Here is a 24,469-nt window from a genome sequence, read left to right on the forward strand (position 1 = left end):
ACGCCTGGCTGCGCGCCGGCGGTACCGCGGTGCTTCTCGCGGGCCTCGCCGTGTTCTCCACTACCCTGCCTTCGCCGACCTCGGCCACTACGCCGCCGCCGCGCTCTTCTTCCTGCTCATCGCGGCCGTCGCCGGAATCCACGCTCACGCCGTGCGCTCGCAGGGCGTCCGCGGACCGGGCTCGCTCCGCGCCTACTCGCTCGCCTACTCGGCGCTCGCCGTCCTCCTGGCCGCGGTCGACGCCGCCGCGATCGTCCTCCTGCTGACCGGCCGGGCCTCGGCGCTCCTCGGCGAGCAGTGGCTGCTGATCGTCGAGGCGGTCGCCCTCGCCCTCTTCACCGCCTTCTGGATCCTGCAGACCGTCGAGAACTGGCGCGACCCGGACGCGGCGGCCCGCTGAGCGGTCCTCCACCCGTCCGCCGTTCCGACACGACGACGGGAGGAGGCCTCGTGCGAATCCGTCTCAGGTGCCGCCTCCGAGCGGATCGAGGCGGCAGCCCTCCAGCGCCGCCCGGCCCGCGTCCTCTTCGGCGAAGGGGTAGTCGTCATTCGAGACGTCGTTCGCGTAGTCGGACGTCGAGTACGAGGACGGCACGACCCCGGAGCGGATCAGGCACTCCACGATCAGCGTGGTCTCGTCAGCCCGATCCGGGTTGCGATGGGTCCAGCTGGAGAGGGCGCCGATCTCGGTCTCGCCCGAACTGCGGGAGCAGCCCTTCACATCCTCGTTGGCGGCATCGGCATCCGTATCCGGAGCGAACGTCAAGTGGAAAGACCCGTCGAGCGCGTACTCGTCGATGCCGTAGCCGAGATCCGCCACGCACCTGGTGAAGCGGTCGATCATCTCCGCGCGCTCCTCCTCCGAGACGGTCCCGTCCTCGATGACGGACCTGGTGAAGTCGTCCGTCGCCCGGTCGTAGGAGGCGGCGAACTCCGAGGCCCACGGACCACTGAAGGCAGGCCTGTCGAGAGCCGGTTCGGACTGCCTCTCCGAAGCAGCAGGATTCGAGCACGCGGTCAGGGCGAGGAGCAGCGTGGCGCTCACGATGAGGAGCGTCTTCCTGATTTTTCGGCCAGGCTGCCACTGCGGGTTGAGGCCAGGAGTCGCTGTCCAAGCCGGATTGTTCGAACCGGTACGGGTTAAGAGATGCATCACCGTCTGCCGACCTGCTCGAACTGATTCCGGACCCACCGAGGGTGGACGAGCTCTCGCCAGGCCCAGCCGGCCCAGGAGATCTCCGGGTCCGGGATCCGCCGCTTCCAGACGGAGGCGGCGTACGCCGCCGCGCCGAGGCCCGTGGCGGCGCCCGCGAGCAGCGCATTCCCGAGGGCGAAGGAATTCGCAGCGAGCATCGAGAGGAGAACGGCGAGGACGAGGACACCTGCCGCGAGCAGGCCTGGCCGCTGCCGCGGTGCGCGCCCTCCTCCGATCAGCAGGCCCGCAAGGAGACCTCCGACGAGAGCGGCGACGGTCACGGCCCGGTCACCCGGCCGGTGCGGCAGCCTTCGCCTCGAAGACGCGCAGCGACGGGACGGGTGCGAGCCAGGCGAGGTACACGGGTCGTCTCTGTGGATCCGCTGCCGCTCCACCGGTGGACACCCGCCGTCAATTCGACTCCACTCATGACCAGGACCTCCGGAGTCCTCACGCCGCTCCTGCGAACGGTTCCCCAGAGTCAATATCAGTATTGCCCCGCAGTGAAGCCGCTGGCGCGAGACACGGCACTGCCGCGCATCCCCGCGCGACTCCCTGCACGGTGTCGATCCCGGCGTCCGCGGCCGGTCTCAGGCGAGAGCCAGCAATGACCCGCCCGCTCGAGCGATCCCGCCCCGAAACGACAGAAGGCCCGCTCTCCCGAGCGGGCCTTCCGTGTCGTGGTGGATCCGAGGGGATTCGAACCCCTGACCTCTTCATTGCGAACGAAGCGCGCTACCAACTGCGCCACGGACCCGTGCCTTCCGAGCCGTCACCGGCCCGAACAACTCGTCCACACTAGCACGTGGCCGAGGGGGCGTCGGAACGCTCAGGCGCCGCGGCGGCGCTGCAGGGCCTGGTCGAGGTCGATCGCGTCGACGCCCTCGACGACGCCCATCGAGGCGAAGCGCGAGGACGGGCGCGGCGCCTCGGGGACGGGGACCGGGCCGGTCGCGCGCGGCGAGCGGATCGGTGCGACCTCGGGGGCCGACGCGGCGGCGCGCTGGGCGATCTCGGCGTCCGCGGCGGCGGCGCGGAGGCGCTCCACGGCGTCGATCGAGGCCATCGCGCTGGCCGCGACGGTGCCGCGGGACAGGTAGAGGGGCTTCGGCAGCGGCTGCGGCGTCCAGCGGGTCTCCTCGGCGGCGGCGGTCTCCTCCTCGGGGGCGGCGGCCTCCTCGGCGAGCTCGGCCTCGAAGACCTCGGCGCGGCGGCGGGCCACCTCGGCGGTGCTGGTCGAGACCGCGGCGGGAGCGGCGCTGCGCTGCCGGCCGGGAGCGAGCAGGATCAGGGTGCCCAGCCCGGCGGCGAGCACCAGCACGCCGACCAGCGGGACGACGCCCGCGCCGCCGAAGGGCAGCATGACCAGCCCGACGAGGGCGACGACGAGGCCGATCAGCACCGTCAGCGCCGCGCCCTGCCGCCAGCGCATCGCGCCGGGAGCCGTCCGCGTGCTCTGCCGCGTGCTCGCGGCCGCCCGCCGCAGCGCTTCGCGCGCCGCCTTCTCCGCCTGTGCCAGCTCCATCGCCTGTGCCTTCTCTTCGGCTCGTTGTTTGGTCTCGGTCGCCCGGAGGGTGCGCTGCTGCAGCGCGACCTCGCGGGCCGTCGCCTCCGCACGCACGTGCTCGGGCACCTCGGCGGTCTCGGCGAGGATCCGCAGGGTCTGCTGGAGCCTCACCGCGTTGCGCTCGGTCGCGTAGAACGACCGCCGGCGCATCCACGCGGGAATGAGATAGGCGACCCACAGAACGGCGGCGAGCGCCCAGACGACGCCCCCGCCCAGCCAGTCGCTACTCATGCGACCAACGCTAGGAGCACGGGGCGCTCCCGTCCGTCATTACGGGTAGGTGTGTCCGTGCGGATCGCGGATCAATCGGCTCCCCGTCGGGGGGACACCGGCGCCGTCGGGCGGTCCGGAGAGGCCCGATCTGCGGGAGGCGCGCTGGTCGGCGTCGGTCGGCACGCCGACGTCGGACGGCACCTGCCCCTCGAGGTAGCGGCGCAATACTCCGCGCGGCACCTCCTCCGCCACCAGGGCGAAGCAGAAGTGGTCGCGCCAGTCTCCGTTGATGTGGATGAAGCGGCGGCGCAGGCCCTCGTAGCGGAAGCCGAGCTTCTCGACCACGCGCAGGCTCGGCCGGTTCTCGGGGCGGATGCAGATCTCGATCCGGTGCAGGCCGAGATCGAAGAAGGCGTGGTCGGTGGCGAGCGCCACCGAGACGGGGGTGATGCCGCGGCCGGCGTAGCGCTCGGAGACCCAGTAGCCGATCGAGCCGGAGGAGAGGGAGCCGTAACCGATGTTGGAGATGTTGAGCTGGCCGGCCAGCTCGCCGTCCCAGTCGATCAGGAACGGCACGCCGCCGCCGGCGCGCGCGTTCTGCTGCAGCGACCGGATGCTGGCCCGCACGTCGAAGGCCGCGCCGCCGCGGGGGTCGGACGCCTCCCACTGCCGCAGCCAGGCGCGATTCGCGATCAGCTCGCGCTCGAGGGGGCGGGCGTCCCGGACCCGGATCGGGCGGATGGTGACACGACCCTCGGTGAGCGTCGGGATCGGCAGCGGCATGTGCTGACCCTACTGCGCGGCCGCGGCGGTCGAAGGGGGTGGACCGGAGCGCCGGAAAGCGGCAGGGGCTCGAGCAGGGACGATCGCCGGATCATGCTGGTCGAGAAGCGCCGCAGGCGCGTATCGAGACCCACGTCCATCAGGAGGGCGGGTCTGCAACCTCGACCGCCGGCGACGGTGGATCTCAATACGCCCGCTGCGCGGGCTACTCGATCAGCATGCAGGGGCCCGCCCGCTCATGAAGGGGCGACCCCGGCGGACTCCATGCTGGTCGAGTAGCGCCGCAGGCGCGTATCGAGACCCACATCCATCAGGAGGGCGGGTCTGCAACCTCGACCGCGGGCGACGGTGGATCTCGATACGCCCGCTGCGCGGGCTACTCGATCAGCAGGCAGAGCACGCCCGCCCGAGAAAGGGCGGACTTCATGCTGGTCGAGTAGCCCCGGAAGGGGCGTATCGAGACCCATGTCCATCAGGAGATCGAGTCTGCAGACTCGACTGCGGGCGACAGTGGATCTCGATACGCCCGCTGCGCGGGCTACTCGATCAGCATGCGGGGGCCGCGGAGCGGTCCCGCGAGATGCAGCGCCTGCGCAGCAGGCTCCGCGAAGCGGGCTCCGCGCTCAGAGGCCCGCGACGAAGTCCTTCAGCCAGGGCTTGAGGTCCTTCCCGAGGTCCTCGCGGTCGGAGGCGAGCTGCACGATGGCCTTGATGTAGTCGAGCTTGTCGCCGGTGTCGTAGCGGCGGCCTCGGAAGACGACGCCGTAGACGCCGCCGAACTCGGCCGGGTCCTGCGCCATGCGCTCGAGGGCATCGGTGAGCTGGATCTCGCCGCCCTTGCCGGGCGCGGTGTGCTCGAGCACGCCGAACACGTCGGGCTTGAGGACGTAGCGGCCGATGATCGCGAGGTTCGAGGGCGCGTCCTCCTTGGACGGCTTCTCGACGAGGCCGGTGATGCGCACCACGTCGTCCTCGTCGGTGGCCTCGACCGCGGCGCAGCCGTAGAGGTGGATCTGGTCGGGGTCGACCTCGAGGAGGGCGACGACCGTGGTGTCGCGCTGCTCCGCCACGTCGATCATGCGGGTGAGGAGCGGATCGCGCGCGTCGATCAGGTCGTCACCGAGGAGGACGGCGAAGGGCTCGTCGCCGACGTGGCGCTGCGCGCGCGAGACGGCGTGCCCGAGGCCCTTCGGCTCGCCCTGGCGGACGAAGTGCACGTCGGCGAGGTCACTCGCGTACTGCACGTGCGCCAGCTTGGCGTCGTCCAGCTTCTTGGCGAGGTTCTGCTCGAGCTCGGGGACCGAGTCGAAGTGGTTGGCGAGCGCGTTCTTGTTGCGCCCGATGATGACGAGGACGTCCTGGAGTCCGGCGTCCGCGGCCTCCTCGACCACGTACTGGATCGCCGGCTTGTCGACGACGGGCAGCATCTCCTTGGGGATGGCCTTGGTCGCCGGCAGGAAGCGGGTGCCGAGACCGGCGGCGGGGATGACGGCTTTGCGGATTCGAGTGCCCATGGGGCGCCATACTAGCGGCGGCCGTGGTCCGGCACGTTTCGGGTGGATCGGGGCTTGACCGCCGTGTACCCCGCTCGCGGACAGAGCCGCCGCAGGACTCCTCACGATCGCGATCCGGCACTCCTCGCGAGCGCGATTCCGCACTCCTCCCGAGCGCGATCCGGCCGGGGAAGCCGCCCGACACCCCGGATCTAGACTGGGCTCCATGCCAGCCGACATCACCCACGAGAAGCGGGCGCTGCGCGCCGAGCTCCGTGAGCGCCGACGCACGCAGACCGCGACCGCCCGCGAGCAGGCCACCCTGCACCTCACCGAGCACCTCGAGGAGCTGGCGACCCGGGTCGGCGCGCAGTCGATCGCCTGCTACCTGTCGGCGCCGGACGAGCCGAGCACCCGCCCCTTCCTCGGCTGGGCCGAGAGCCGCGGGATCCGGGTCCTCTTCCCCATCTCCCGCCAGGACGGCCTGCTCGACTGGGCGGTCGGCGACGGCCACACCGAGACGCAGGGCCTCTTCGGGATGCCGGAGCCGGTCGGGCAGCTGCTCGGCCCCATCGCGATCAACGACGTCGACCTGATCATCGTCCCGGCCGCCACCGTCGACCATCGCGGCATGCGGATGGGCTGGGGCCGCGGCTACTTCGACAAGACACTCGGCTCGATGGAGAAGTGCCCGCCGGTCTATGCGGTGATCTTCGACAGCGAGTTCGTCGAGCACGTGCCCAGCGAGGTGCACGACCAGGCGGTCGACGGCGTCGTCACCCCCTCGGGCATCGTCGACATCCGCCGCTGACCCGCTCCCTTCTTCCTTCTCTTTCTCCCCCGCCGCCGTCACCCGCCTCAGGAGCACCAGTGCCCACCTACTCCTACCGCTGCACCCAGTGCGGCAACGCCTTCGACATCCAGCAGAAGTTCACCGACGACTCGCTCACCGAGTGCCCGAGCTGCCAGGGCGCGCTGCGCAAGGTCTTCAGCGCGGTCGGCGTGACCTTCAACGGGTCGGGCTTCTACCGGACCGACTCGCGCGCGTCGGGGTCGGGCTCCGGGTCGAAGGAGTCGAAGGGCGAGTCGGGCGGCGGCTCGTCGACTCCGGCGACGACCGGCTCGGGATCCGGCGGATCGTCCTCCGGCGGCTCTGGCTCGTCGTCGGGTTCCTCGGGCTCGGGGTCCTCCGGGTCCGGCTCCTCGGGCTCCTCGTCCTCGGGGTCCTCCTCCGGCTCGTCCGGATCCTCGGGCTCCTCCTCCTCGAAGCCGTCCTCCGGGTCGGGCTCCTCCTCCTAGGGCCGGCGCTCCTCCGGGAGCCGGTCCGCCCCCGCGCATTCCCCACCGCCCGTCGGCAGAAACGGAACAGATCATGATCAACGGCTTCAAAGAGTTCATCCTCCGCGGCAACGTCATCGACCTGGCGGTCGCCGTGGTCATCGGCGCCGCGTTCACCACGATCGTCAATGCGCTCGTGACGGGGATCTTCAACCCGATCATCGGCGTGCTCTTCGACGCCTCGTCGCTGCAGGCGCTCGGCTGGACCATCCGCAAGGGCGTGGGCGGCGAGGACGACACGGTCATCGCCTACGGCGCGGTCCTCTCCGCCCTGATCCAGTTCGTGATCGTCGCCTTCGTGCTCTACTTCGCGTTCGTGCTGCCGATCAACCACCTCAAGAACGCCGCGTTCAAGAAGAAGATGGACGATGCGCCCGCGGCCGAGGACAAGGCGCCCACCGAGCTGGAGCTCCTCGCCGACATCCGCGACCTGCTCGCCAACGGCGGCACCGCGACCACCGCGAACTCCGGCAAGCACGTCGACTGACCAGCGGTGACGGCGCAGAGGGGCGGTGATCGCGAGGTCGCCACCCCTCTCCGCGCGTCGGGCGATGTCCCCGGAGCGCACTACCAGAGCCCCCTCGAGTCAATTCTTGTTAACGGTAACAAAGTGCTCGCGTGTCGCCCTCGCGAGCCTTTAGTGTGTGGTTCCTCACCACCCGTGCGACGGAGCACCGGCGCCCTCGCCCGAGGGTCCGCGGCCTCGTCGCCCTCTCGACGACGAGGAACCCTGCATGAGACGATCACGATCGACGTTGCGGACCGCCCTGGCGACCACGACGATCGCAGCCACCGCGCTGCTCGGAGCCGCCCTCCCGGTCTCCGCCTCCGGAGCGACGGCGCAGCCGCTGCTCCACTACAGCTTCGACACCGCACCGACCGGCACCACCGTCGCCGACAGCAGCGGCAACGGCTACAACGGCACGCTGCGCGGCAGCGGCGCCACCGTCGCCGCGGGCGCGCTCAGCCTGCCGGGCGGCTCGGCCGCCGCGGCCCCCTACGTCGACATCCCGACGACGGGCCTGGTCGGCAAGAAGGACCTCACGATCTCCACCTGGCTCTCGAACCGGACCGGGCCCGCGAACACCGCGGCCGCGTTCCTCGGCGCCCCGGTCGCGGCCGGCGCGTCCTACTCCTCCGGCTACTACCTGCTCAACCCGACGAACCCGGCCGGCTTCGTCAAGTCGGTCGTCACGAACGCGACCAACGCCGGCGCCCCGTGGGGCACCGAGGTCGGCCCCGGCTCGACGAACGCCGCCAGCACCGGCCTGCGCACGCCCGCCGGCTACTCGCTCTACACGACGGTCATCGACGGCACGAACGGGACGCTCTCGGTCTACGTCAACGGCACCCGGATCGGCCAGAACGCTATCGCGCGCAACGTCTCGTCCTTCGGCGCCTCCCTGGTCGGCTACCTCGGCCGCTCGACCTACAACGACGCCGGCTGGAACGGCCTCGTCGACGACTTCGCGGTCTACGACAGCGCGCTCACCGCCGACGCGGTCACCGCGCTCTACTCGTCGCAGGCGATCGACCGCGCTGTCGCCTCCGTCACGATCCCGACGACCGCGACCACCGGCTTCGCGCTGCCCACCAGCAGCGCCGGCGTCGCCGTGACCTGGCGCTCGAACAGCACGGCCATCGCCGTCTCCGGAGGCAGCGCCGTCGTCACGCGACCGGCCGCCGGCTCCCCCGACGCCGCCGTGACGCTCACCGCCACCTTCACCTCCGGCACCGACACGCGCACCGTCGACTACCCCGTGGTCGTCACCGCGGAGCTCGCGGACACCGACAAGGTCCAGCGCGACCTCGACGCCGTCACCGTCGCCCAGGCCGGCGACGTCCGCACCAACATCTCGGTGCCGGCCCGCGGCGCCCTCGGCTCGAGCATCGCCTGGAGCGTCCTCGGCTCGAGCGCCGCGACGATCCGCGACGGCAGCACGGCCGACAGCCGCACCATCGTCGTCGAGCGCCCCGCCGCGGGCAGCCCGGCCGTCGATGTGACGGTCCGCGCGACCGCGACGAGCGGATCGGTGACGCGCACCCGCGACTTCACCCTCCGCCTCCAGCCGCTGCCCACCGGCAAGGACGACACCGAGGCCTACGTCTGGGCCTTCTTCACCGGTGAGGGCGCCGGCGCCGAGCGCGTCAGCCTCGCCGCCTCGAAGGGGAACGACGCCCTCGACTGGAACACTCTGAACGGCGGACAGCCCGTCTTCACCTCGGACCAGGGCACCAAGGGCCTGCGCGACCCGTTCGTGATCCGCTCGCACGAGGGCGACAAGTTCTTCATGCTCGCGACCGACCTCAAGATCGACGGCCTGGCCGGCGGCTTCGACACCGCGCAGAAGTCGGGCTCGAAGTACATCGAGGTCTGGGAGTCGACCGACCTGGTGAACTGGTCGGCGCAGCGCCACGTGAAGGTCTCGACCGACTTCGCCGGCAACACCTGGGCGCCCGAGGCGTACTGGGACGACGAGCTCGACACCTACGTCGTGTTCTGGGCCTCGAACATGTACCCGACGACGAACGCCGCGGACCGCACCGCCGTCACCTACAACCAGATGATGTACGCGACCACCGACGACTTCGTCACCTTCTCGGAGGCGAAGCCGTGGATCGACGTCAAGCGCGGCACCGGCCGCGGCACGATCGACTCGACCATCGCGAAGGACGGCGACACCTACTACCGCTTCACCAAGGACGAGGCGTCGATGACGCTGCGCGAGGAGAAGAGCACCGACTTGCTCGCCACGGTCAGCGGCACGCTGCCCGGCGCCACCGGACCGGCGGACGAGTGGACCCTGGTCAAGGAGCGCGTCGCCTCCGGCCTGCCCAACGGCGAGCCGAACGGCACCTTCACCAGCGGTGAGGGCCCGAACGTCTTCCCCGCGAACGAGGGCGACGTGAACGGCCTCGACTGGTTCCTCTTCATCGACCAGCCGGACTACCACGCGGGACCGAACCACTACATCCCGTTCGGCACCGACGACCTGGCCGCCGACGCCTGGCAGCCGCTCGGCGCGAAGCTGCGGGAGAACCTGCCGCAGAACTCCGACGGCGGCAAGCCCCGCCACGGCACGGTCATCCCGGTGACCCGCGCCGAGTACCAGCGGATGCTCGAGGCGTACGCCCCTGCCATCGCCGTCACCTCGGTCGCTCCGATCGCGGTCTCGACCGCCGCCGGTGTCGCCCCGGTGCTGCCGACCGCGGAGCTCACGACGGCCGACGGCGCGAAGCGCACCGTCGCCGTCACCTGGGACGCCGTCGCCCCCGCCTCCTACGCCGCCGCCGGCACCTTCACGGTGCGGGGCACGGCGCAGGACGACTCGCGGATGCCGGTGACCGCCACGGTCACCGTCCAGTCCTCGCTGAAGCTGACGGCCGCGGCGACCACCCGCTGCGTCGCCGGCAAGGTGGTGCTGACGGTCGTCGCGACCAACGGCGACACCGTCCCGATGGACGTCACCGTCACCTCGACGGCGGGCACCAAGTCCTTCGTCGGCGTCAAGGCGGGCTCGAACGCCTCCGCCGCCTTCACCGTCCGGGCCGCCCAGCTCGCCGCGGGCGAGGCGACGGTCACGGCGACCGCCACGGTCGGCGGCAAGTCCGTCACCTCGACGGTGACGGCCCCCTACTCGGCCCGCACCTGCAACTGACCCACTACCGCGACGACGACGGCCCATCGTGCTCCTGCACGGTGGGCCGTCGTCGTGCGCGGCCCGCGAGATGCCACTTGTGCACGCTTTTCACGGCGTGTCGCGCTCATAAGTGGCATCTCGCGGAAGGGGTCAGTAGTGCGGGGGGACGTCCTGGCGGAGGCGGGCGTCGTTCGGGCCCGTGTCGGGGCGCGCGGGCGGTGCCTCGGGGTCGGGGACGACGGCGTCGTGGGGGGACGGGTCGGTGCCCGGCTTCGCGGGGAGGGTCGCCCGCCGGCCGCCGCGCGAGCGCCGGAGCGGTCGGTCGGCACCGGCGGGCGCGGCGGCCCGGGAGTCCTCGGGCACGCTCAGTCGGCGGGCAGGGGCGTGATCGGCTGCGTCTCGCTCGACGCCGGAGCGGCGTCCTCGACGATCGGCGCGCCGGCGCCCACCGGCACCTCGATCGGACCGGTCGACGTCTCGTCCTGCGGGGCGCCGATCAGCCCGGCGACCCGCGCGGCCACGGCCTCGGGGTCGGCGAACAGCTCGAAGTTGTGCACGCGGAGGTAGTGCCAGCCGAGGCGGCGCAGCAGCTCCGGGCGCAGCCGCAGCGAGACCCGGAGGCTCTGCGTGCTGACGTCGCGGTCGGTCTCGACGACGACGGCGCGGGTGCCGTGCGCCGCGACCAGCGCGAGCTTGCCCTTGTGCCCGATGTTGACGCGCAGTCCGCGGCGCTCGAGGCGCGCGGCCAGGTCGACGAGCATCGGCTCGGAGTAGTCGTCGCGGTCGCTCGGCTGGACGCGGTCCTCCGCCTCCTGCAGCACCTGGGCGAGCGCGACCATGCCATAGCGCATCCGCGACTCGTCGATGTCGCCGGGGCGGAAGCACGAGACGATGTCCATCGAGCGGCGGGCCCGGGTCATGCCGACGGCGAGCAGGCGCTCTCCGCCCGGCTCGGCCAGCGCACCGAAGTTGGAGAGCAGGCGGCCGTGCGGGGTGCGGCCGTAGCCGATCGAGAAGATCACCCGGTCGCGGCTCTGCGCCACCGACTGCTCGAGCGTCACGACCGCGAACGGCTCGGGCCGGTCGCCGAGGATGAAGTCGTTGAGGTCGGCGCGCTTCGCGAACGCGGTCAGCACGGCCTGCTGCACCCGGACGGCGTGCCGCGGGCTCGCGGTGATCACCATCAGCGACTCGCGCGGGCGGATGACCGCGTGCTCGAGCACCAGCTCGACGACCTTCGCGACCTCGGCGTCGACCGACTCGACCGCTCCGGAGTCGTTCTCCGGCATGCCGTGTCCGCTGGCGATGTAGTGGAAGCGGAGCGAGTCGTGCCCGAGGAACGAGCCGGCCCACGGCAGCGAGTCGATCCGGCCGCCGTAGAAGCGGCGGTTCACCAGCTCGGCGAGGTCCTCGCCGCCCGCGCGGTAGCTGCGGGTGAGCGTGACGGTGTTCAGCAGCTCGCCCAACCGCGCCAGCGCCGACTGCGCGTGCAGCGCCTCGACATCGGTGCGCGAGGCGGCGCTGCCGAACTCCACGGTCTCGTCGACGCGGAGCGAGAACGGCGTCGGCGTCTGCGTGACCGGGTCGCCGAACGCGACGACCTGCTTGGCCCGGCGGATCGCTCCGACGTTCTCGGCGAGCGTGGTGGCGCCGGCGTCGACGAGGAAGACCGCGTCGAAGGTGGTCTCGGTCCCGATGCGGTGCACCTCGTAGGGCGAGGCGAGCCAGGCCGGAGCGAGCACGCGGGAGAGGTGCGGCGCGGCCTTCTGCAGCTCCTGCGGCGTGGTCGAGGCCTCGGAGCGCAGCAGCGCCCGCAGCGCGTCGCGCTCGAGCTGCCAGTCGACGAGCCCGATCTTCCAGGTCTCCGAGAGCTTCCAGGCGAGCAGCTCGGCGCTGGAGGCGGCGTGCGCCTCGTCGACGAGCTTGAAGTCGGCCTCGAGGCGGTCGAGCACGCTGGTGTTGCCGCCGAGCAGGGCGCGCTCGTCGGTCAGCATGATCTCGAGCGCCGAGCGCCACCAGGCGAGGTCGAGCTCGATCGCGACCAGCTCGGCCGGCACGTGGCGGCGCGAGAGGTCGGTCAGCAGCGGGTCCAGGCCCCACTCGCGCAGCGTCGAGAGCAGGGTGGTGCGCTCCTGCAGGTTGGCGAGCACCTCGCTGTCCTCGGCGAGGCCGGAGACCATCGAGACGAGCTCGGCGAGCGGGAGCGACGCCAGCGGCGTGCTGCTGCCGCGACGGCCGAGCGGCTCGTCGAGCCGGCCGAGCTGGTCGGACACCTGCTGGAACGCGACCTGCACGTCGGCGACGCCGACCGGCACCTCGGGGACGGTGCCCGCGACGGCGTAGCGCTGCCAGAGCGTGCGCTGCTGCTGCACGCGGCGGAGCGACGCGTTGAGGTCGGTGACGTGCGCGCCGGGCCGCATGTACTCGCGGGCGAGCTTCTTCAGGCGGCGTCGGTTGGTCGAGGACATCTCGGCGGCCTCGCGGCGCGGCGAGGTGGCGACGATGAGGTCCTGGATCGAGCGGTCGAAGACGGCCGGCTGGAACTTGTCGAGCGTCTCGCGGACGTCCTGCAGCAGGCGCAGGTAGATGCCGAGCTCGGCGACCGACTCGAACGGGCGCATGCGCGTCTGCGCGATGACGTCCTGGGCGCGGTCGAGCAGGCGCGGCAGGTCGCGCAGGTGCAGGCGCTTGGCCAGCTCGTGCGCGGCCTCGGCGTCGGCGGTGGAGTCGAACTGCGCGCCGTACCAGGGCGAGTCGCCCGGGCCGTAGCGGAACTCGCCGAGGCGGGCCGACTCGATCAGCATCCGGGTGGCCTCGGGGCGACTGTGCGCGAGGGCGGTCACGGCGCGGCGGTCGAGGCGGGCGGCGGTCGACGGGGGCGTGCGCAGCTGCGAGAGGCGCGCCAGCTCCTCGAGGGCCTGCAGCGCGGAGACGCCGAAGCTGGGGTCACGGCGCGAGAGGGCGCCGCGGTAGTCGAGCAGCACCTTGCGCAGGCGCAGCAGCGCGTCGTCGATCTCGCTGACGGAGGGACGCGCGGCCTTCTCGTTGCGGCCGATCGACTGGATGAGGTCGCGGCGGAGCGTCCGGGGGCTGACGGCGATGCCGCCGAGCCCCGCGGACAGCAGCCGCTGGTGGATGCTGTCGAGGCTGGAGCGGCGGGCGCCGACGACGAGGACGCGCTTGTGCTGGGCGGCGAGCGCGCCGATCGCGTTGACGATCGTCTGGGTGCCGCCGGTTCCGGGCAGGGTCTTCACGACGAGCGAGTTGCCGGCCGCGATGTTCGCGATGACCTGCTCCTGCTCGGCGTCGGCGTCCAGGAGGAGGTTGTCAGTCGCCGGCGGACGCTCGTCCTGCGGGATGATCGACGCCACCTTCTGCGACTGCTGCAGCGCGCGCTTGGCGGCCGGGTTGCCGGCGACCGCGTCGAGGACGGGGTGCTCGAGCATCCGGGCGTCGCGGAGCATGTCGCCGGCGACGTCGGCGAAGCTCGACACCACCAGGCGCGGGTGCACGGCGAACCAGGGCAGGTGCGAGGTGAGACCGCGGAGCTGATCGATCACCGGCTGCGGCTTGAAGACGCCGTTCTGCACCGCGAGCTCGACGAACTGCTCCGGGTCGATCGTGATGCCGAACTGCTGCTTCAGCGCCCGGGCCAGCTGCGGGTTGAAGTAGGGCTGGCCCTTGAGCTTGAGCTCGAAGTCGCGGCCGTAGCGGCGGATCGCGAGCGGTCGCAGCAGGACGGGAGCGGTGAACTCCGTCTCGCCCGCGCGCCACTGAGCGAGGCCGATCGCGAGGTGCACGCCCTCGATGCCGCGGACCGAGCGCAGCTCGATCCCCTTGTCGGTGATGGCGGCGGCGGCGTTCTTCGCGGTGCGCAGCGCCAGCTCGTCGCGGATCAGGGAGGAGAGCAGGGTCGTCTTGCCCGAGATGAACGGCGGCAGCCCGCCGGGGTGCGTCGTCGACAGCTCGATGCGGGTGCGCGGCGAGTCGACGAAGTGCAGGAGGGGCGAGGGACCGCCGACCTTGGCGAGCTCCTCCCGCCAGGACTGCCAGACCGGGTCGGCCGCATTGCCGCCCTGGTAGCCGGCCTCGCCGCTCGTCACCTGGGCGGGCGTCGCGGCGTTGGAGGGGAGCTGGAGGGCGGACGCCTCGCGCGGGTCACCGGACTCGGGGGAGGTCGCCACCGGTCCGGCTCCTGGGAAATCGTCGACACGTTGCACACGGACACCCTAAGCCGGGGATCTGCGAAAGGCCGTAGCGACGCGGAGCGGCAGGACGACCGCGGTGCCACCCGCGTCTGGGGGTGGCACCGGGCCCGGTCAGACGGAGCGGTCCGCGAGGGTGCCGCGGCCGGGCCGGACTCCGCGGTCCGGCCAGACGCCCAGCGGGGGCACGCTCTCGACCCGGCGCTCGCCGTCGACGAGCACGATGCGGCTCTCGACCCGGTCGTGCCCGCCGGCCGAGGCCACCGCGATCATCACGGCCTCGGCGTGGTCGCGGGTCAAGTGCGCGAAGGCCGACTGCAGGTCGACCGGGCGGCCGGTGGCGATCGACAGAGCGATCCTGGCGACCGCCTCCTCGGAGAGGTCGAGCAGGTGCGCGCCGCACCGGAGGAGCACGAGGTCGACGACCGGACCGGCGTCGGTCCCGACGACCCAGGGCAGCCCGGGGCGGGCGCAGCCGGTGCGCAGGAGCAGCTCCTGCGCGAGGGCGACGGAGGGGGCCGCCGCGGACGGGACGGCGAGCACCGCGGTCACGAGGCGGCTCCGGTGGGCGCGGGCGCCCGGCGACCGGTCTCCCGGCGACGGCTCTCCCGGCGCACGGCACGGACGGCCACGGACGCCGCCGCCGTGACGACGCAGATCAGCCCGACCAGCGCCGGCGCGAGCCAGCCGAGCACGCCCGCCCGCTCGACGGTGGGCCCGACGTACGACCACTGGGTGAGGCCGTGCACGAAGACAGCGAAGAAGCCGAGGGCGACGCCGGTCAGCGCGGTGACGAGGTCGGCCGGGCGGAGGACCTCGTCGTCGTCGTCGGAGAGGACGGCGGACGCGGGATCGGAGGGCGGCGCGGAGAGTGCGGGATCGACGGTCGGCAGCGCGAGCGTGCCGGTGGACGGAGTGGACATGGAACCGATGGAACCAGTCCGCGGCGGTCGGCGGCGTCCTCCGCTGGCATGATGGCGCGCGCCGTTCGGCTCACGTCGCCGGGCGCCGCCCGAGCGTGGACTGGAAGCGCAGCAGGTAGCCGTCGGGATCGGTGACGAGGACCTGGCGGACCCCCGCCTCCTCCTCCCCCACCCGGTACCAGCGGGACTCGGCCGGCGCGAAGAGCGGCACCCCCGCGGCATCGAGGGCCGCCGCGACGGCGTCGGCGTCGTCGACGCGGATCTGGAGATTGAGGCCCCGGCCCAGTGGCCGCTCCAGCGGCGCGGTGATCCAGTCGCGGGTGCTGCCGATCCGGTCGATCATCACGTGCGCGCTGCCGCGGACGAGAGACGCGAAGCCCTCCTCCGGCCGCGCGTAGCGGACCGCGAAGCCGCAGGGGCCGCACCAGAAGGCGAGGCTGCGCTCGAGATCCGCGACGAGCAGCTCGGGGACGAGGTCGGGCTCGGGGACGGGGTCGGGCTCGGAGGCGGGGTCCGGCTCGGGGGCGGGGTCCGGCTCGGCGGCGGGGTCGGCGGTGCTCACGGCGCCATCGTGCCACGGGCCCGCCGCGCCTCGCGGGCCGGGCTAGGGTCGACGGCATGGGGGCCGAGAGCACGGGGACCGGGGACGTCGGCGATCACGAGGACGGCCCGCGAGCGGCCGGTGAGCGGGCGACGGGCGAGCGGCCGGTCGGTGAGCCCGAGCACGCGGCCTCCGACCCGCGGCACGACGGTCCCCCGCGGTTCCCGCTGAGCCTGGTGGTCGTCGTCCCGCTCGGCATGCTGGTGCTCGGCGGTCTCTTCGGGAGCGCCCTCGCCCTGAGCGCCCCGTGGCTGCCGCTCGTGCTGACGCGGGCGGGACTGCCGTACGCGGTCCTCGCGCTGGTCGTCGCCGTCGTGCTCCGCTTCCGGGCCGTGCGAGCCGTGCGGGCGGACCGGTCGGAGCCGCTCGACCCGGTGATCGCCTCCGGACGGAGCCTCGCCCAGCGGGCGAGCCGGGCCACCGCCGTCACCCTGCTCGCGATCTGGCTGATCGTCGCCACGGCGTACGCGCTGCAGACCGAGCCGGGTCTCTTCGTCCTCGCCGGCGGACCGGTCATCATCGGGGCGCTGCTGTCGATCGTCGCGAACGCGCCGCTGCTCTACTCGCCGCGGATCGCCCGCTCCGAGGTCGCCGTGGTGCTGGCGCACGCGGACGGGCGTCGGCGGATCCTCGCGAACTGGATCCTCGCGCCGCTGTCCTGGTTCGCCTACGCGATCCCGGTGCAGCTCCTCGGCATCTGGAACGTCTAACGCGCCTCGGCGGTCCCCGGCGCGGTCCTCGTGCGGCCCGGCAGCAGCAGCAGGCCGGAGACGCCGACGACGATCAGCAGGATCGCCGCGACGGTGACGAAGGCGGACAGGGCCAGCACCGGCATGATGACCGTGAGCAGGCCCGCGATCACCGAGGCGATGCCGGCGGCGATCGGCAGCCACACGGGGCCGGCGACGGTGCGGCCACTGGTGATGCTCGAGACGCCGTCGAGGATCCAGCCCAGGCCGATCACGAGGCCGAGGATGCTCAGCGACTCGAACGGGTTCGACAGGCAGAGGATGCCGGCGACCAGGATCAGCGCGCCGAGCAGGCCCGCGAGCCAGCGCACCCGGTTCTGCAGCCGCGTGGCGGTGAAGGCGAGCAGGAGCCGGAAGACGCCCGCGGCGATCAGGTGGATGCCGAAGACGATCGCGACGGTGAGCAGGGTCGGGCCGGGGATCAGCACCGCGATCACGCCGAGGGCGATGGCGATCAGCGAGACGCCGATGATCCAGCTGCGCTCGACGGCGGTGCGGGAGAGAGCGGGAGACGGAGTAGCGGCGGCGTTCTCGGCGGAGTTCTCGGGCATGGCGTTCCTTCTCGTCGGGGGCTGACCCCTCGAACGCTAGGGCACATCCGCGGGACGGCGGAGGGGACACGGGGGACGGTCGCGATCGGCCCGCGCTCCCGGTACCCTCCGGCTCGGACCGAGCGGGATCGGTTCCGACGGGGTCGGCGCCGGCGGGCTCAGTGCGGCGGGCTCAGTGGCGGCGGGAGCCCCGGCTGCTGCGCGCACCGCGGTGGCGGCGGATGCTGCGGACCACGAGCAGCAGCACGACCACGCCGATGGCGCCGTAGATGATCGCGTCGAGCACGCCCGCGTACTGGTCGACGAGCTCGTACTGGGTGCCGAGCGCTGCGCCGAGGCCGATCAGCAGGCCGTTCCAGACGCCGGAGCCGAGGATCGTCAGCCCGGAGAACAGCAGCAGGTTCATCCGCTCGGCACCGGCGGGCAGCGAGATCAGACTCCGGACGCCGGGGATGAGCCGGCCGAAGAGGACGGCCCAGGTGCCGTGCCGGCGGAACCAGCCGACGGCCTTCTCGAAGTCCTCGCGGTCGACCAGGGGCAGCTTGGACAGCAGGCGGATCGAGCGCTCGGTGCCGATGCGGTAGCCGAGCCAGTACAGGATCAGCCCGCCGAGGTAGGCGCCGAGGGTCGCGGTGATCACGACGAGCACCAGGTTCATCCGCCCCTGCTGGGCGAGGAAGCCCGCCAGCGGCAGCACCAGCTCGCTCGGGATCGGCGGGAACACCGTCTCGATCAGCGTCAGCAGACCGACACCGGCCTCGCCCAGCGCCGCGATCACGCGGGCGGCGACGCCGACGAGCCCGGAGAGCTCGTCGATGCTGTCGGTGGAGGAGGCCGCCGTCACGGAGGCAGGGGCGAGGGCGAGGGTCGCGATCGTCATGACTGAGAAGCTACTCAGTCCTGCGGCTCGGCACCTGGGAGATCGGGGTCGGCCCCGGACCCCGCGTCAGGGGCTGCCGGTGAGGACGACCTGCTCGGAGCCCTGGAGGCGCACCTCGACCGAGGCGATCTCGGCCAGCGGAAGGCCGGTCGAGAGGCTCGGCTCCATCGTCGAGCCGGGGGTGCTCGTCCACGAGCCGATCGCCTCGGAGGAGCCGGCGGTGTCGGTCACGTACATGACGTAGCCGACGGGCGCGGAGCCTGCGGACGCGGTCCCGGCACCTGCGCTCTCCCAGCTGCAGTCCATGTCGATCCGGGTGCCCCACTGCTCCGGCACGAACCGGACCGACGCCTCGACCGGCACACCCGGCGCCGCGGCGAGCGCCACGGTGTTCTCGACCACGGCGGGCGGCGTGCCGACGACGAGCGGGAGGGCGATCGCGGCGGCTGCGGAGACCCCGGCGGCGGCGAGCACGAGGCCGGCGATGCGGAAGCGGGTGCGGCGGCGGAGCGCGTCGGTCGCCCGGGCGAGGTGCGCGAGCAGGGCGGGCGGGGCGGACTCCTCGACGCGCTGCTCCGTCTCGAGCAGCGCGAGCGCCTCCTCCTTCGGCAGGTGCGCGAGCAGGCCGGGGATCGCGACGAACTCGCCGAGCGCGTCGCGGCAGCCGGGGCAGCCGCGCAGGTGCTGCTCGTAGGCGCGGCGATCGGCGGGCGAGAGCGCACCGAGGAGGTACGCCGCGTCCCAGTCGCGGAAGGCGTCGTCGCGGAGGGCGTCGTCGCTCTGCTGATCGGTGCTCACGGTTCGGTCACGCCTTTCTCCTGCAGGGCGAGCTTCAGCGCCCGCATGCCGTAGTGCATCCGCGATTTGACGGTGCCGGGCGCGATGCCCAGCAGCTCGGCGATCTCGCCGACCGTGCGCCCGCCGTAGTAGGCGTGCACGATCACCGCCCGGTGGTCGTGGCTGAGGGTGGTCAGCGCCTCCGAGAGCAGCCAGGCGTCGAGCACCTGGTCGGTCCGGTCGCCGTGCGCGCGCTCGGGCACCTCGTCGGTGCCGAACTCGCGGTTGTGCCGCGCGCTGCGCCGGTCGTCGATGACGATGTTGCGGGCGACGGTGTAGAGCCATGAGCGGGCCGCGGCCTCGCCCTGGGCCAGGATCTCCGGGTGCTTCCAGGCGCGCAGCAGCGCCTCCTGCACCACGTCCTCCGCCAGCTGGCGGTCGCCCGTGAGCCGGAGGACGAAGCGCCACAGCGCCGCCGAGTGCTCGTCGTGCAGGGCACGCAGCATCTCGGCCTGATCCTCGGACATCTCCACCTCTCCCTCCTCCAACGTAGAGGCGGGGCATCCGGTTCACCGCGGACGCGGGTTCGCGCCGGGCGCCGCACTCTGGTACTCCGGAGCGGTGACCTTCCCCGATGCCGCCGACGCCGCTCGCGTCCGCACCTTCCTCCGCGACCAGCGCGCGCGCATCCTCGACGACGTCCGACACCTCGTGATGATGGAGAGCCCGAGCGACTCGCTCGACGCGCTCGACGAGTTGCACGCGTTCCTCGTGCACTGGGTCGGCGAGCGGCTCGGGCACGCGGGCGAGGTCGAGCACCTCCGCGAGCAGGACTGCCCGAGCGCCTCGAGCTGGACCTTCCCGGGCAGCGCCGCCGGCCGGGGGCCGCGCGGCTCGCGGCCCTTCGTGGCGCTGCTGGGGCACTACGACACCGTCTGGCCGCTCGGCACCACCCGCTCCTGGCCGTTCGCCGTCGACGGCGACCGCCTCAGCGGACCGGGCAGCTACGACATGAAGGTCGGCCTCGTGCAGATGGTCTGGTTGGTGCTGGCCCTGCGGCACGCCCGCCTGGCCCACCCGGCCGTCCGCCTGGTGATGAACGGCGACGAGGAGGTCGGCAGCCTCACCTCGCGCAGCTTCCTCGAGCACCAGAGCCGCGGGGCGGAGGCGGCGCTCGTGTTCGAGGGGGCGATCGGCACCGCGGTGAAGACCGCGCGCAAGGGGATCGGCAACTTCGTGGTCGACGTCGTCGGGGTCGAGGCGCACGCGGGCGTCGAGCCCGAGAAGGGGGCCAGTGCGATCCACGAGCTCGGCGCGCTGATCCCGCGTGTCCTCGGGATCGCCCGGCCCGAGGCGGGCACGACCGTCAACATCGGCGTGGTCAAGGGCGGCAGCCGCGTGAACGTGACGACCGCGAAGGTGCGGCTCGAGCTGGAGGTGCGGATCCGCGGCTCGGCCGAGGCCGCCCGCGTGGAGGCCGAGATGAACGCGCTCGAGGCCTCCGACGAGCGGATCCGGATCGAGGTGCGCGGCTCGTGGCAGCGGCCGGTGTTCGAGCGGACGGCCGCCGTCGGTGCGCTCTACCGCCGGGCCGAGCGGGTCGCGAAGACGATGGACCTGCCGCTGACCGAGACCGCGGTGGGCGGCGCGAGCGACGGCAATCTGATCGCCGCCCTCGGGATCCCGGTGCTCGACGGACTCGGCGCGCCGGGCGAGGGTGCGCACGCCCGCGGAGAATCGGTCAGCATCGAGGGCATGCTCGAGCGGACCGCGCTCGCGGCACTGCTGGTGGCGAGCTTCGCCGCGGAAGGAGACTGAGATGGTCCTGTACGAGTCGCGCCCGGTCGGCGTCGTGATCGACGCACCCGCCGACGAGGTGTACTCCTTCGTCGTCGATCCCTCGAACCTGTCGCTCTGGGCGGCGGGACTGGCGCAGGCGTCGGTCGAGGAGGTGGACGGGCACTGGTTCGCCGACTCGCCGATGGGGCGGGTCGAGATCGTCTTTGCCCCGCGCAACGACTTCGGGGTCGCGGACCACCGGGTGATCACCGCGGGCGGCCGGGTCTTCGACAATCCGCTCCGGATCCTCGCCAACGGCGACGGCGCCGAGGTCGCCTTCACCGTCCGCCGGTACGACGGGATGACGCTCGAGCAGTGGGACGAGGACTGCGACCGGGTCGCGGCCGACCTCGAGACGCTGCGGGGGCTGCTGGAGCGCGCGGAGGACTGAGCGGGTCTCCTCCCCAGGGGCGGGTCGCGCGGAGTCGTCCACCGGTCTTCCCGGCCGCCGCGATCGGGCGCCGATCCTGCACTACATTCGACAGGATCCGGCGTTCGCCCGGGCCTTCCGCGCGAGAACGAGGGACGCCATGACCTCTCCCGAACCGACCACCCGGCCCGCCGGCGGCATCGAGCTCAACGGTCTCGACACCATCCAGGAGTCGGAGCGGCACGGCCGACCGCGCGACCTGTTCTGGCCGTGGTTCGCCGCGAACGTCTCCGTGCTGGGGCTCAGCTACGGCTCGTTCCTGCTCGGCTTCGGCCTGTCCTTCTGGCAGGCGACCGCGGTCGCCGTGATCGGGATCGTCGTCTCCTTCCTCTTCTGCGGCTTCGTCGCGGTCGCGGGCAAGCGCGGCTCGGCCCCGACGATGGTGCTCAGCCGCGCGTCCTTCGGCGTCGACGGCAACCGGCTGATCGCGGTGATCTCCTGGCTGCTCACGGTGGGCTGGGAGACGGTGCTCGCCTCTCTCGCCGTGCTCGCGACGGCGACCGTCTTCGAGGAGTTCGGCTGGGACGGCGGCGTGCTGACCAAGGTCGTCGCGCTGATCGTCGTCGCGGCGCTGATCGTGATCGCCGGGATCGCCGGCTTCCGGCTCATCATGCGGCTGCAGCTCGCGATCACGATCGCCACCGCCGTGCTCACGGTGGTCTACGTCGTGCTCGTGCTCGACCGCATCGACCTCGCCGCCGTCGGCAGCCTGCCCTCGGGGTCGGCCGGGGCCGTGATCGGCGGGCTCGTCTTCATGATGACCGGCTTCGGGCTCGGCTGGGTGAACGCTGCGGCCGACTACTCGCGCTACCTCCCCCGCACCGCCGGCACCGCCGGGGTCATCGGCTGGACCACGATCGGCGGCGCCGTCGCGCCCGTCGTGCTCGTGGTGGTCGGACTGCTGCTCGCCGCCTCCTCGCAGGAGCTCTCCGACGCGATCGGCCTCGACCCGATCGGCGCGCTCGCGAGCATCCTGCCGACCTGGTTCCTGCTGCCCTTCATCGTCGTGGCCCTGCTGGGGCTGATCGGCGGCGCCGTGATGGACATCTACTCCTCGGGCCTCGCACTGCTCAGCACCGGCCTCAAGGTCTCCCGGCCGGTGGCGGCCGGCATCGACGGCGTGCTGATGGTGCTCGGCGCGATCTACGTCGTCTTCATCGCGGGCGACTTCCTCGGCCCGTTCCAGGGCTTCCTGATCACGCTCGGCGTGCCGATCGCGGGCTGGCTGGGCGTCTTCCTGGCCGACCTGATCCTCCGCCGCCGCGACTACGACCAGGAGGCGCTCTACACCTCCCGCGGCCGCTACGGCAGCGTCTCGATCGCGCCGGTGCTGCTCGTGGTCGTCGGTGCTGTGATCGGCTGGGGCCTCGTCGTCAACTACTCCCCCGGCTTCGAGTGGGAGGGCTACCTGCTCGGCCCGATCGGGGGGCGCGACGGCGAGTGGGCCGGAGCCAACCTCGGCGTGCTGGTCGCCCTCGTGATCGGCTTCGCCGGCACGCTCGTCCTCTCGCGGTCCGCGGTGCGGCGCCAGGAGGCCGACGCGTGAGCCTGCTCGTCGCGATCGACCTGCAGCACGTCTTCGCCGACGCGTCCTCGCCGTGGGCGTCGGCAGAGTTCGCCCGTGCGGCGGAGGGGACGACCCGGCTACTCCCCCGCTTCGGCGAGCGAGTGGTCACCACCCGGTTCGTCGCACCGGCCGAGCCCCGCGGCTCCTGGGTGCCCTACTACCGCGAGTGGCCGTTCGCGCTCGTGCCCGACGACGATCCGCTCTACGCGCTCGTCCCCGGCTTCGAGGGGCACCGCACGATCACCGCGCCGACCTTCGGCAAGTGGGGCGCCGAGCTCGAGGCGCTGCTCGACGACTCCCGCTCCCTGGTGCTCACCGGCGTCTCGACCGACTGCTGCGTGCTGTCGACGGCGCTCGCCGCGGCCGACGCGGGCGTCGCGGTGCGCGTGGTGACGGACGCGTGCGCGGGGGCCTCCGAGGCCGATCACGCCCGCGCGCTCGATGCGATGGCGCTCTACGCCCCGCTGATCACCCTCACCACCGTCGACGAGGTGCTGGCCGACGACCGTGCCGGAGCCTGAGGGCGCGCGGGAGGTCTCGCGACGACGGCGTGCGGACCGGCATGATGGCGGGATGTCCTCCACCGACGTCCGCGACAGCGCGGCGCCCCGCATCCTCGTCATCGGCGAAGCCCTGATCGACATCGTCGAGCGCGACGGCGCGAGCACGGAGCACGTGGGCGGCTCGCCCGCGAACGTCGCGCTCACGCTCGCCCGGCTGGGACGCGAGGCGACCCTCGTCACCGACATCGCCGATGACGACCGCGGCCGCCGCATCGCCGAGCACCTGGGCGCCTCCGGCGTGACCGTGCTGCACGGCGACGCCGAGCGCACCTCGACCGCCCGTGCCCGCCTGCAGGCGGACGGCTCCGCCGAGTACGTCTTCGACCTCTCCTGGAACCCGCCGGCCGCCGATCCGACCAGCGCGACCCATGTGCACACCGGCTCGATCGCCGTGTACCTCGAGCCGGGCGGCTCCGCGATCGTCGAGCTGCTCGAGGCGCTGCCGGCCGGCGTCACCGCGAGCGTCGACGCGAACATCCGCCCCGCCCTGGTCGGCGAGCACAGCGACGCGCTGACCCGGTTCGAGCGGGTCGCGGCGGCCTGCGAGATCGTCAAGCTCAGCGACGAGGACGCCCACTGGCTCTACCCGACGATGCAGCTCGACGAGGTGCTGACCCGCCTGCTCGGGCTCGGCGCGCAGCTCGCCGTCGTGACCCGCGGCGGCGAGGGCCTGCTGCTCGCCTCCGCCGTCGCCCGGGCCACTGTCCCGGCCGCGCGCATCGTCGTCGCCGACACCATCGGCGCGGGAGACTCCGCGATGGGCGCCGTCCTCGACGAGGCGTTCCGCCAGGGCCTGGGCGCGCCGAACGGCCTGCTCCTCGACGAGCCGTCCCTGCGCGCGATCGGCCACTGGGCCGCCCGCGTCGCCGGCATCACCACCTCCCGCTCCGGCGCGAACCCCCCGACCCGCGCAGAGCTGTAGAAGCCGCGCCGTCCGCGCTGGTCGAGTGGCCGCCGCAGGCGGCGTATCGAGCGGCGAAGCCGCTTCGCGTCTCGGTGGTGGAGGAAAGGACGCGGCTGCGCCGCGTCATGCTGGTCGAGTAGCCCCGCAGGGGCGTATCGAGACCCGCCTTCGTCAGCAGAGCGGGTCTGCAGACTCGTCCTTCTGACGCTGGTCGATCTCGATACGCCCGCTCCGCGGGCTACTCGATCAG

Annotated in this window: 25 protein-coding genes and 1 tRNA gene; 11 read left to right on the forward strand and 15 right to left on the reverse strand. The window is 72.6% G+C overall.

Features of this window, described 5'->3' with window-relative positions:
- Positions 1–151 precede the first annotated feature (151 nt).
- Positions 152–400: a hypothetical protein gene (locus HQQ86_RS03720; protein WP_173286564.1), complete on the forward strand. Its 249-nt coding sequence runs from the start codon at positions 152–154 to the stop codon at positions 398–400.
- Between the two features lie 63 nt (positions 401–463).
- On the opposite strand, the gene HQQ86_RS03725 is transcribed toward HQQ86_RS03720, so the two are convergent.
- From HQQ86_RS03725 to galU, 6 genes are all read right to left on the reverse strand, one after another.
- Entirely contained in the window at positions 464–1,153 is a 690-nt protein-coding gene (locus HQQ86_RS03725; protein WP_173286566.1) for a hypothetical protein, read from the reverse strand.
- Positions 1,153–1,353, reverse strand: coding sequence for a hypothetical protein (locus HQQ86_RS03730; protein WP_173286568.1), 201 nt, complete (start codon positions 1,351–1,353; stop codon positions 1,153–1,155). The genes HQQ86_RS03725 and HQQ86_RS03730 overlap by 1 nt, the downstream gene beginning before the upstream one ends.
- A gap of 523 nt (positions 1,354–1,876) precedes the next feature.
- Positions 1,877–1,952 (reverse strand) — tRNA-Ala (locus HQQ86_RS03735).
- Between the two features lie 72 nt (positions 1,953–2,024).
- Positions 2,025–2,993, reverse strand: coding sequence for a hypothetical protein (locus HQQ86_RS03740; protein WP_173286570.1), 969 nt, complete (start codon positions 2,991–2,993; stop codon positions 2,025–2,027).
- 39 nt (positions 2,994–3,032) lie between these two features.
- Positions 3,033–3,758, reverse strand: a complete 726-nt coding sequence (locus HQQ86_RS03745; protein WP_123445236.1) for a GNAT family N-acetyltransferase — start codon at positions 3,756–3,758, stop codon at positions 3,033–3,035.
- Between the two features lie 623 nt (positions 3,759–4,381).
- On the reverse strand, positions 4,382–5,272 hold the full coding sequence (gene galU / locus HQQ86_RS03750; RefSeq protein ID WP_173286572.1) for a UTP--glucose-1-phosphate uridylyltransferase GalU: 891 nt from the start codon (positions 5,270–5,272) through the stop codon (positions 4,382–4,384).
- Between the two features lie 205 nt (positions 5,273–5,477).
- On the opposite strand from galU, the gene HQQ86_RS03755 reads away from it, so the two are divergent.
- The 4 genes from HQQ86_RS03755 to HQQ86_RS03770 all read left to right on the forward strand — a co-directional run bounded on the left by HQQ86_RS03755 (position 5,478) and on the right by HQQ86_RS03770 (position 10,248).
- Positions 5,478–6,062: a 5-formyltetrahydrofolate cyclo-ligase gene (locus HQQ86_RS03755; protein ID WP_173286574.1), complete on the forward strand. Its 585-nt coding sequence runs from the start codon at positions 5,478–5,480 to the stop codon at positions 6,060–6,062.
- Positions 6,063–6,121: 59 nt separating this feature from the next.
- Positions 6,122–6,550, forward strand: coding sequence for an FmdB family zinc ribbon protein (locus tag HQQ86_RS03760; protein WP_173286576.1), 429 nt, complete (start codon positions 6,122–6,124; stop codon positions 6,548–6,550).
- Positions 6,551–6,623: 73 nt separating this feature from the next.
- On the forward strand, positions 6,624–7,076 hold the full coding sequence (gene mscL / locus HQQ86_RS03765; protein ID WP_173286578.1) for a large conductance mechanosensitive channel protein MscL: 453 nt from the start codon (positions 6,624–6,626) through the stop codon (positions 7,074–7,076).
- A gap of 247 nt (positions 7,077–7,323) precedes the next feature.
- Entirely contained in the window at positions 7,324–10,248 is a 2,925-nt protein-coding gene (locus tag HQQ86_RS03770) for an immunoglobulin-like domain-containing protein (RefSeq protein ID WP_173286580.1), read from the forward strand.
- Between the two features lie 132 nt (positions 10,249–10,380).
- On the opposite strand, the gene HQQ86_RS03775 is transcribed toward HQQ86_RS03770, so the two are convergent.
- The 5 genes from HQQ86_RS03775 to HQQ86_RS03795 form a co-directional block, all read right to left on the reverse strand.
- Positions 10,381–10,593 (reverse strand): hypothetical protein, encoded by a 213-nt coding sequence (locus tag HQQ86_RS03775; protein WP_173286581.1) that lies wholly within the window; start codon positions 10,591–10,593, stop codon positions 10,381–10,383.
- Between the two features lie 2 nt (positions 10,594–10,595).
- On the reverse strand, positions 10,596–14,333 hold the full coding sequence (locus HQQ86_RS03780) for a DEAD/DEAH box helicase (RefSeq protein WP_367948581.1): 3,738 nt from the start codon (positions 14,331–14,333) through the stop codon (positions 10,596–10,598).
- A gap of 216 nt (positions 14,334–14,549) precedes the next feature.
- A complete protein-coding gene (locus HQQ86_RS03785) occupies positions 14,550–14,987 on the reverse strand; it encodes a hypothetical protein (RefSeq protein ID WP_173286583.1) in 438 nt (145 codons plus the stop codon).
- Positions 14,984–15,358 carry a hypothetical protein gene (locus HQQ86_RS03790; protein ID WP_173286585.1) on the reverse strand — a complete coding sequence of 125 codons (375 nt, stop codon included), beginning with the start codon at positions 15,356–15,358 and terminating at the stop codon, positions 14,984–14,986. Before HQQ86_RS03790 ends, HQQ86_RS03785 begins: the two co-directional genes overlap by 4 nt.
- 70 nt (positions 15,359–15,428) lie before the next feature.
- On the reverse strand, positions 15,429–15,920 hold the full coding sequence (locus tag HQQ86_RS03795; RefSeq protein WP_216844921.1) for a VOC family protein: 492 nt from the start codon (positions 15,918–15,920) through the stop codon (positions 15,429–15,431).
- Between the two features lie 56 nt (positions 15,921–15,976).
- Between HQQ86_RS03795 and HQQ86_RS03800 the strand changes: the two genes are divergently transcribed.
- Positions 15,977–16,669, forward strand: a complete 693-nt coding sequence (locus HQQ86_RS03800; RefSeq protein ID WP_173286587.1) for a hypothetical protein — start codon at positions 15,977–15,979, stop codon at positions 16,667–16,669.
- Here HQQ86_RS03800 and HQQ86_RS03805 read toward each other — a convergent pair.
- The 4 genes from HQQ86_RS03805 to HQQ86_RS03820 all read right to left on the reverse strand — a co-directional run bounded on the left by HQQ86_RS03805 (position 16,666) and on the right by HQQ86_RS03820 (position 19,443).
- Complete coding sequence (locus HQQ86_RS03805; protein WP_173286589.1) at positions 16,666–17,259, reverse strand: HdeD family acid-resistance protein; 594 nt, start codon at positions 17,257–17,259, stop codon at positions 16,666–16,668. The two genes, HQQ86_RS03800 and HQQ86_RS03805, sit on opposite strands and share 4 nt — an antisense overlap.
- 172 nt (positions 17,260–17,431) lie before the next feature.
- Positions 17,432–18,139, reverse strand: coding sequence for a DedA family protein (locus HQQ86_RS03810; RefSeq protein ID WP_173286591.1), 708 nt, complete (start codon positions 18,137–18,139; stop codon positions 17,432–17,434).
- A 66-nt stretch (positions 18,140–18,205) separates the two neighbouring features.
- Entirely contained in the window at positions 18,206–18,937 is a 732-nt protein-coding gene (locus HQQ86_RS03815) for a zf-HC2 domain-containing protein (RefSeq protein WP_173286592.1), read from the reverse strand.
- A complete protein-coding gene (locus HQQ86_RS03820; RefSeq protein ID WP_173287500.1) occupies positions 18,934–19,443 on the reverse strand; it encodes a sigma-70 family RNA polymerase sigma factor in 510 nt (169 codons plus the stop codon). Before HQQ86_RS03820 ends, HQQ86_RS03815 begins: the two co-directional genes overlap by 4 nt.
- 94 nt (positions 19,444–19,537) lie before the next feature.
- Here HQQ86_RS03820 and HQQ86_RS03825 point away from each other — a divergent pair, with 94 nt between their 5' ends.
- The 5 genes from HQQ86_RS03825 (at position 19,538) to HQQ86_RS03845 (ending at position 24,237) form a co-directional block, all read left to right on the forward strand.
- Complete coding sequence (locus HQQ86_RS03825) at positions 19,538–20,734, forward strand: M20/M25/M40 family metallo-hydrolase (RefSeq protein ID WP_216844922.1); 1,197 nt, start codon at positions 19,538–19,540, stop codon at positions 20,732–20,734.
- A gap of 1 nt (position 20,735) precedes the next feature.
- Positions 20,736–21,146, forward strand: a complete 411-nt coding sequence (locus HQQ86_RS03830; protein WP_173286594.1) for an SRPBCC family protein — start codon at positions 20,736–20,738, stop codon at positions 21,144–21,146.
- Between the two features lie 139 nt (positions 21,147–21,285).
- Positions 21,286–22,731, forward strand: coding sequence for a cytosine permease (locus tag HQQ86_RS03835; protein ID WP_173286596.1), 1,446 nt, complete (start codon positions 21,286–21,288; stop codon positions 22,729–22,731).
- On the forward strand, positions 22,728–23,273 hold the full coding sequence (locus HQQ86_RS03840; protein WP_173286598.1) for an isochorismatase family protein: 546 nt from the start codon (positions 22,728–22,730) through the stop codon (positions 23,271–23,273). The genes HQQ86_RS03835 and HQQ86_RS03840 overlap by 4 nt, the downstream gene beginning before the upstream one ends.
- 52 nt (positions 23,274–23,325) lie before the next feature.
- Positions 23,326–24,237 carry a carbohydrate kinase gene (locus HQQ86_RS03845; RefSeq protein ID WP_173286600.1) on the forward strand — a complete coding sequence of 304 codons (912 nt, stop codon included), beginning with the start codon at positions 23,326–23,328 and terminating at the stop codon, positions 24,235–24,237.
- Positions 24,238–24,469 lie beyond the last annotated feature (232 nt).

Source organism: Rathayibacter sp. VKM Ac-2857, assembly GCF_013205025.1.
In the GTDB taxonomy this organism is placed as follows: Bacteria; Actinomycetota; Actinomycetes; order Actinomycetales; family Microbacteriaceae; genus Rathayibacter.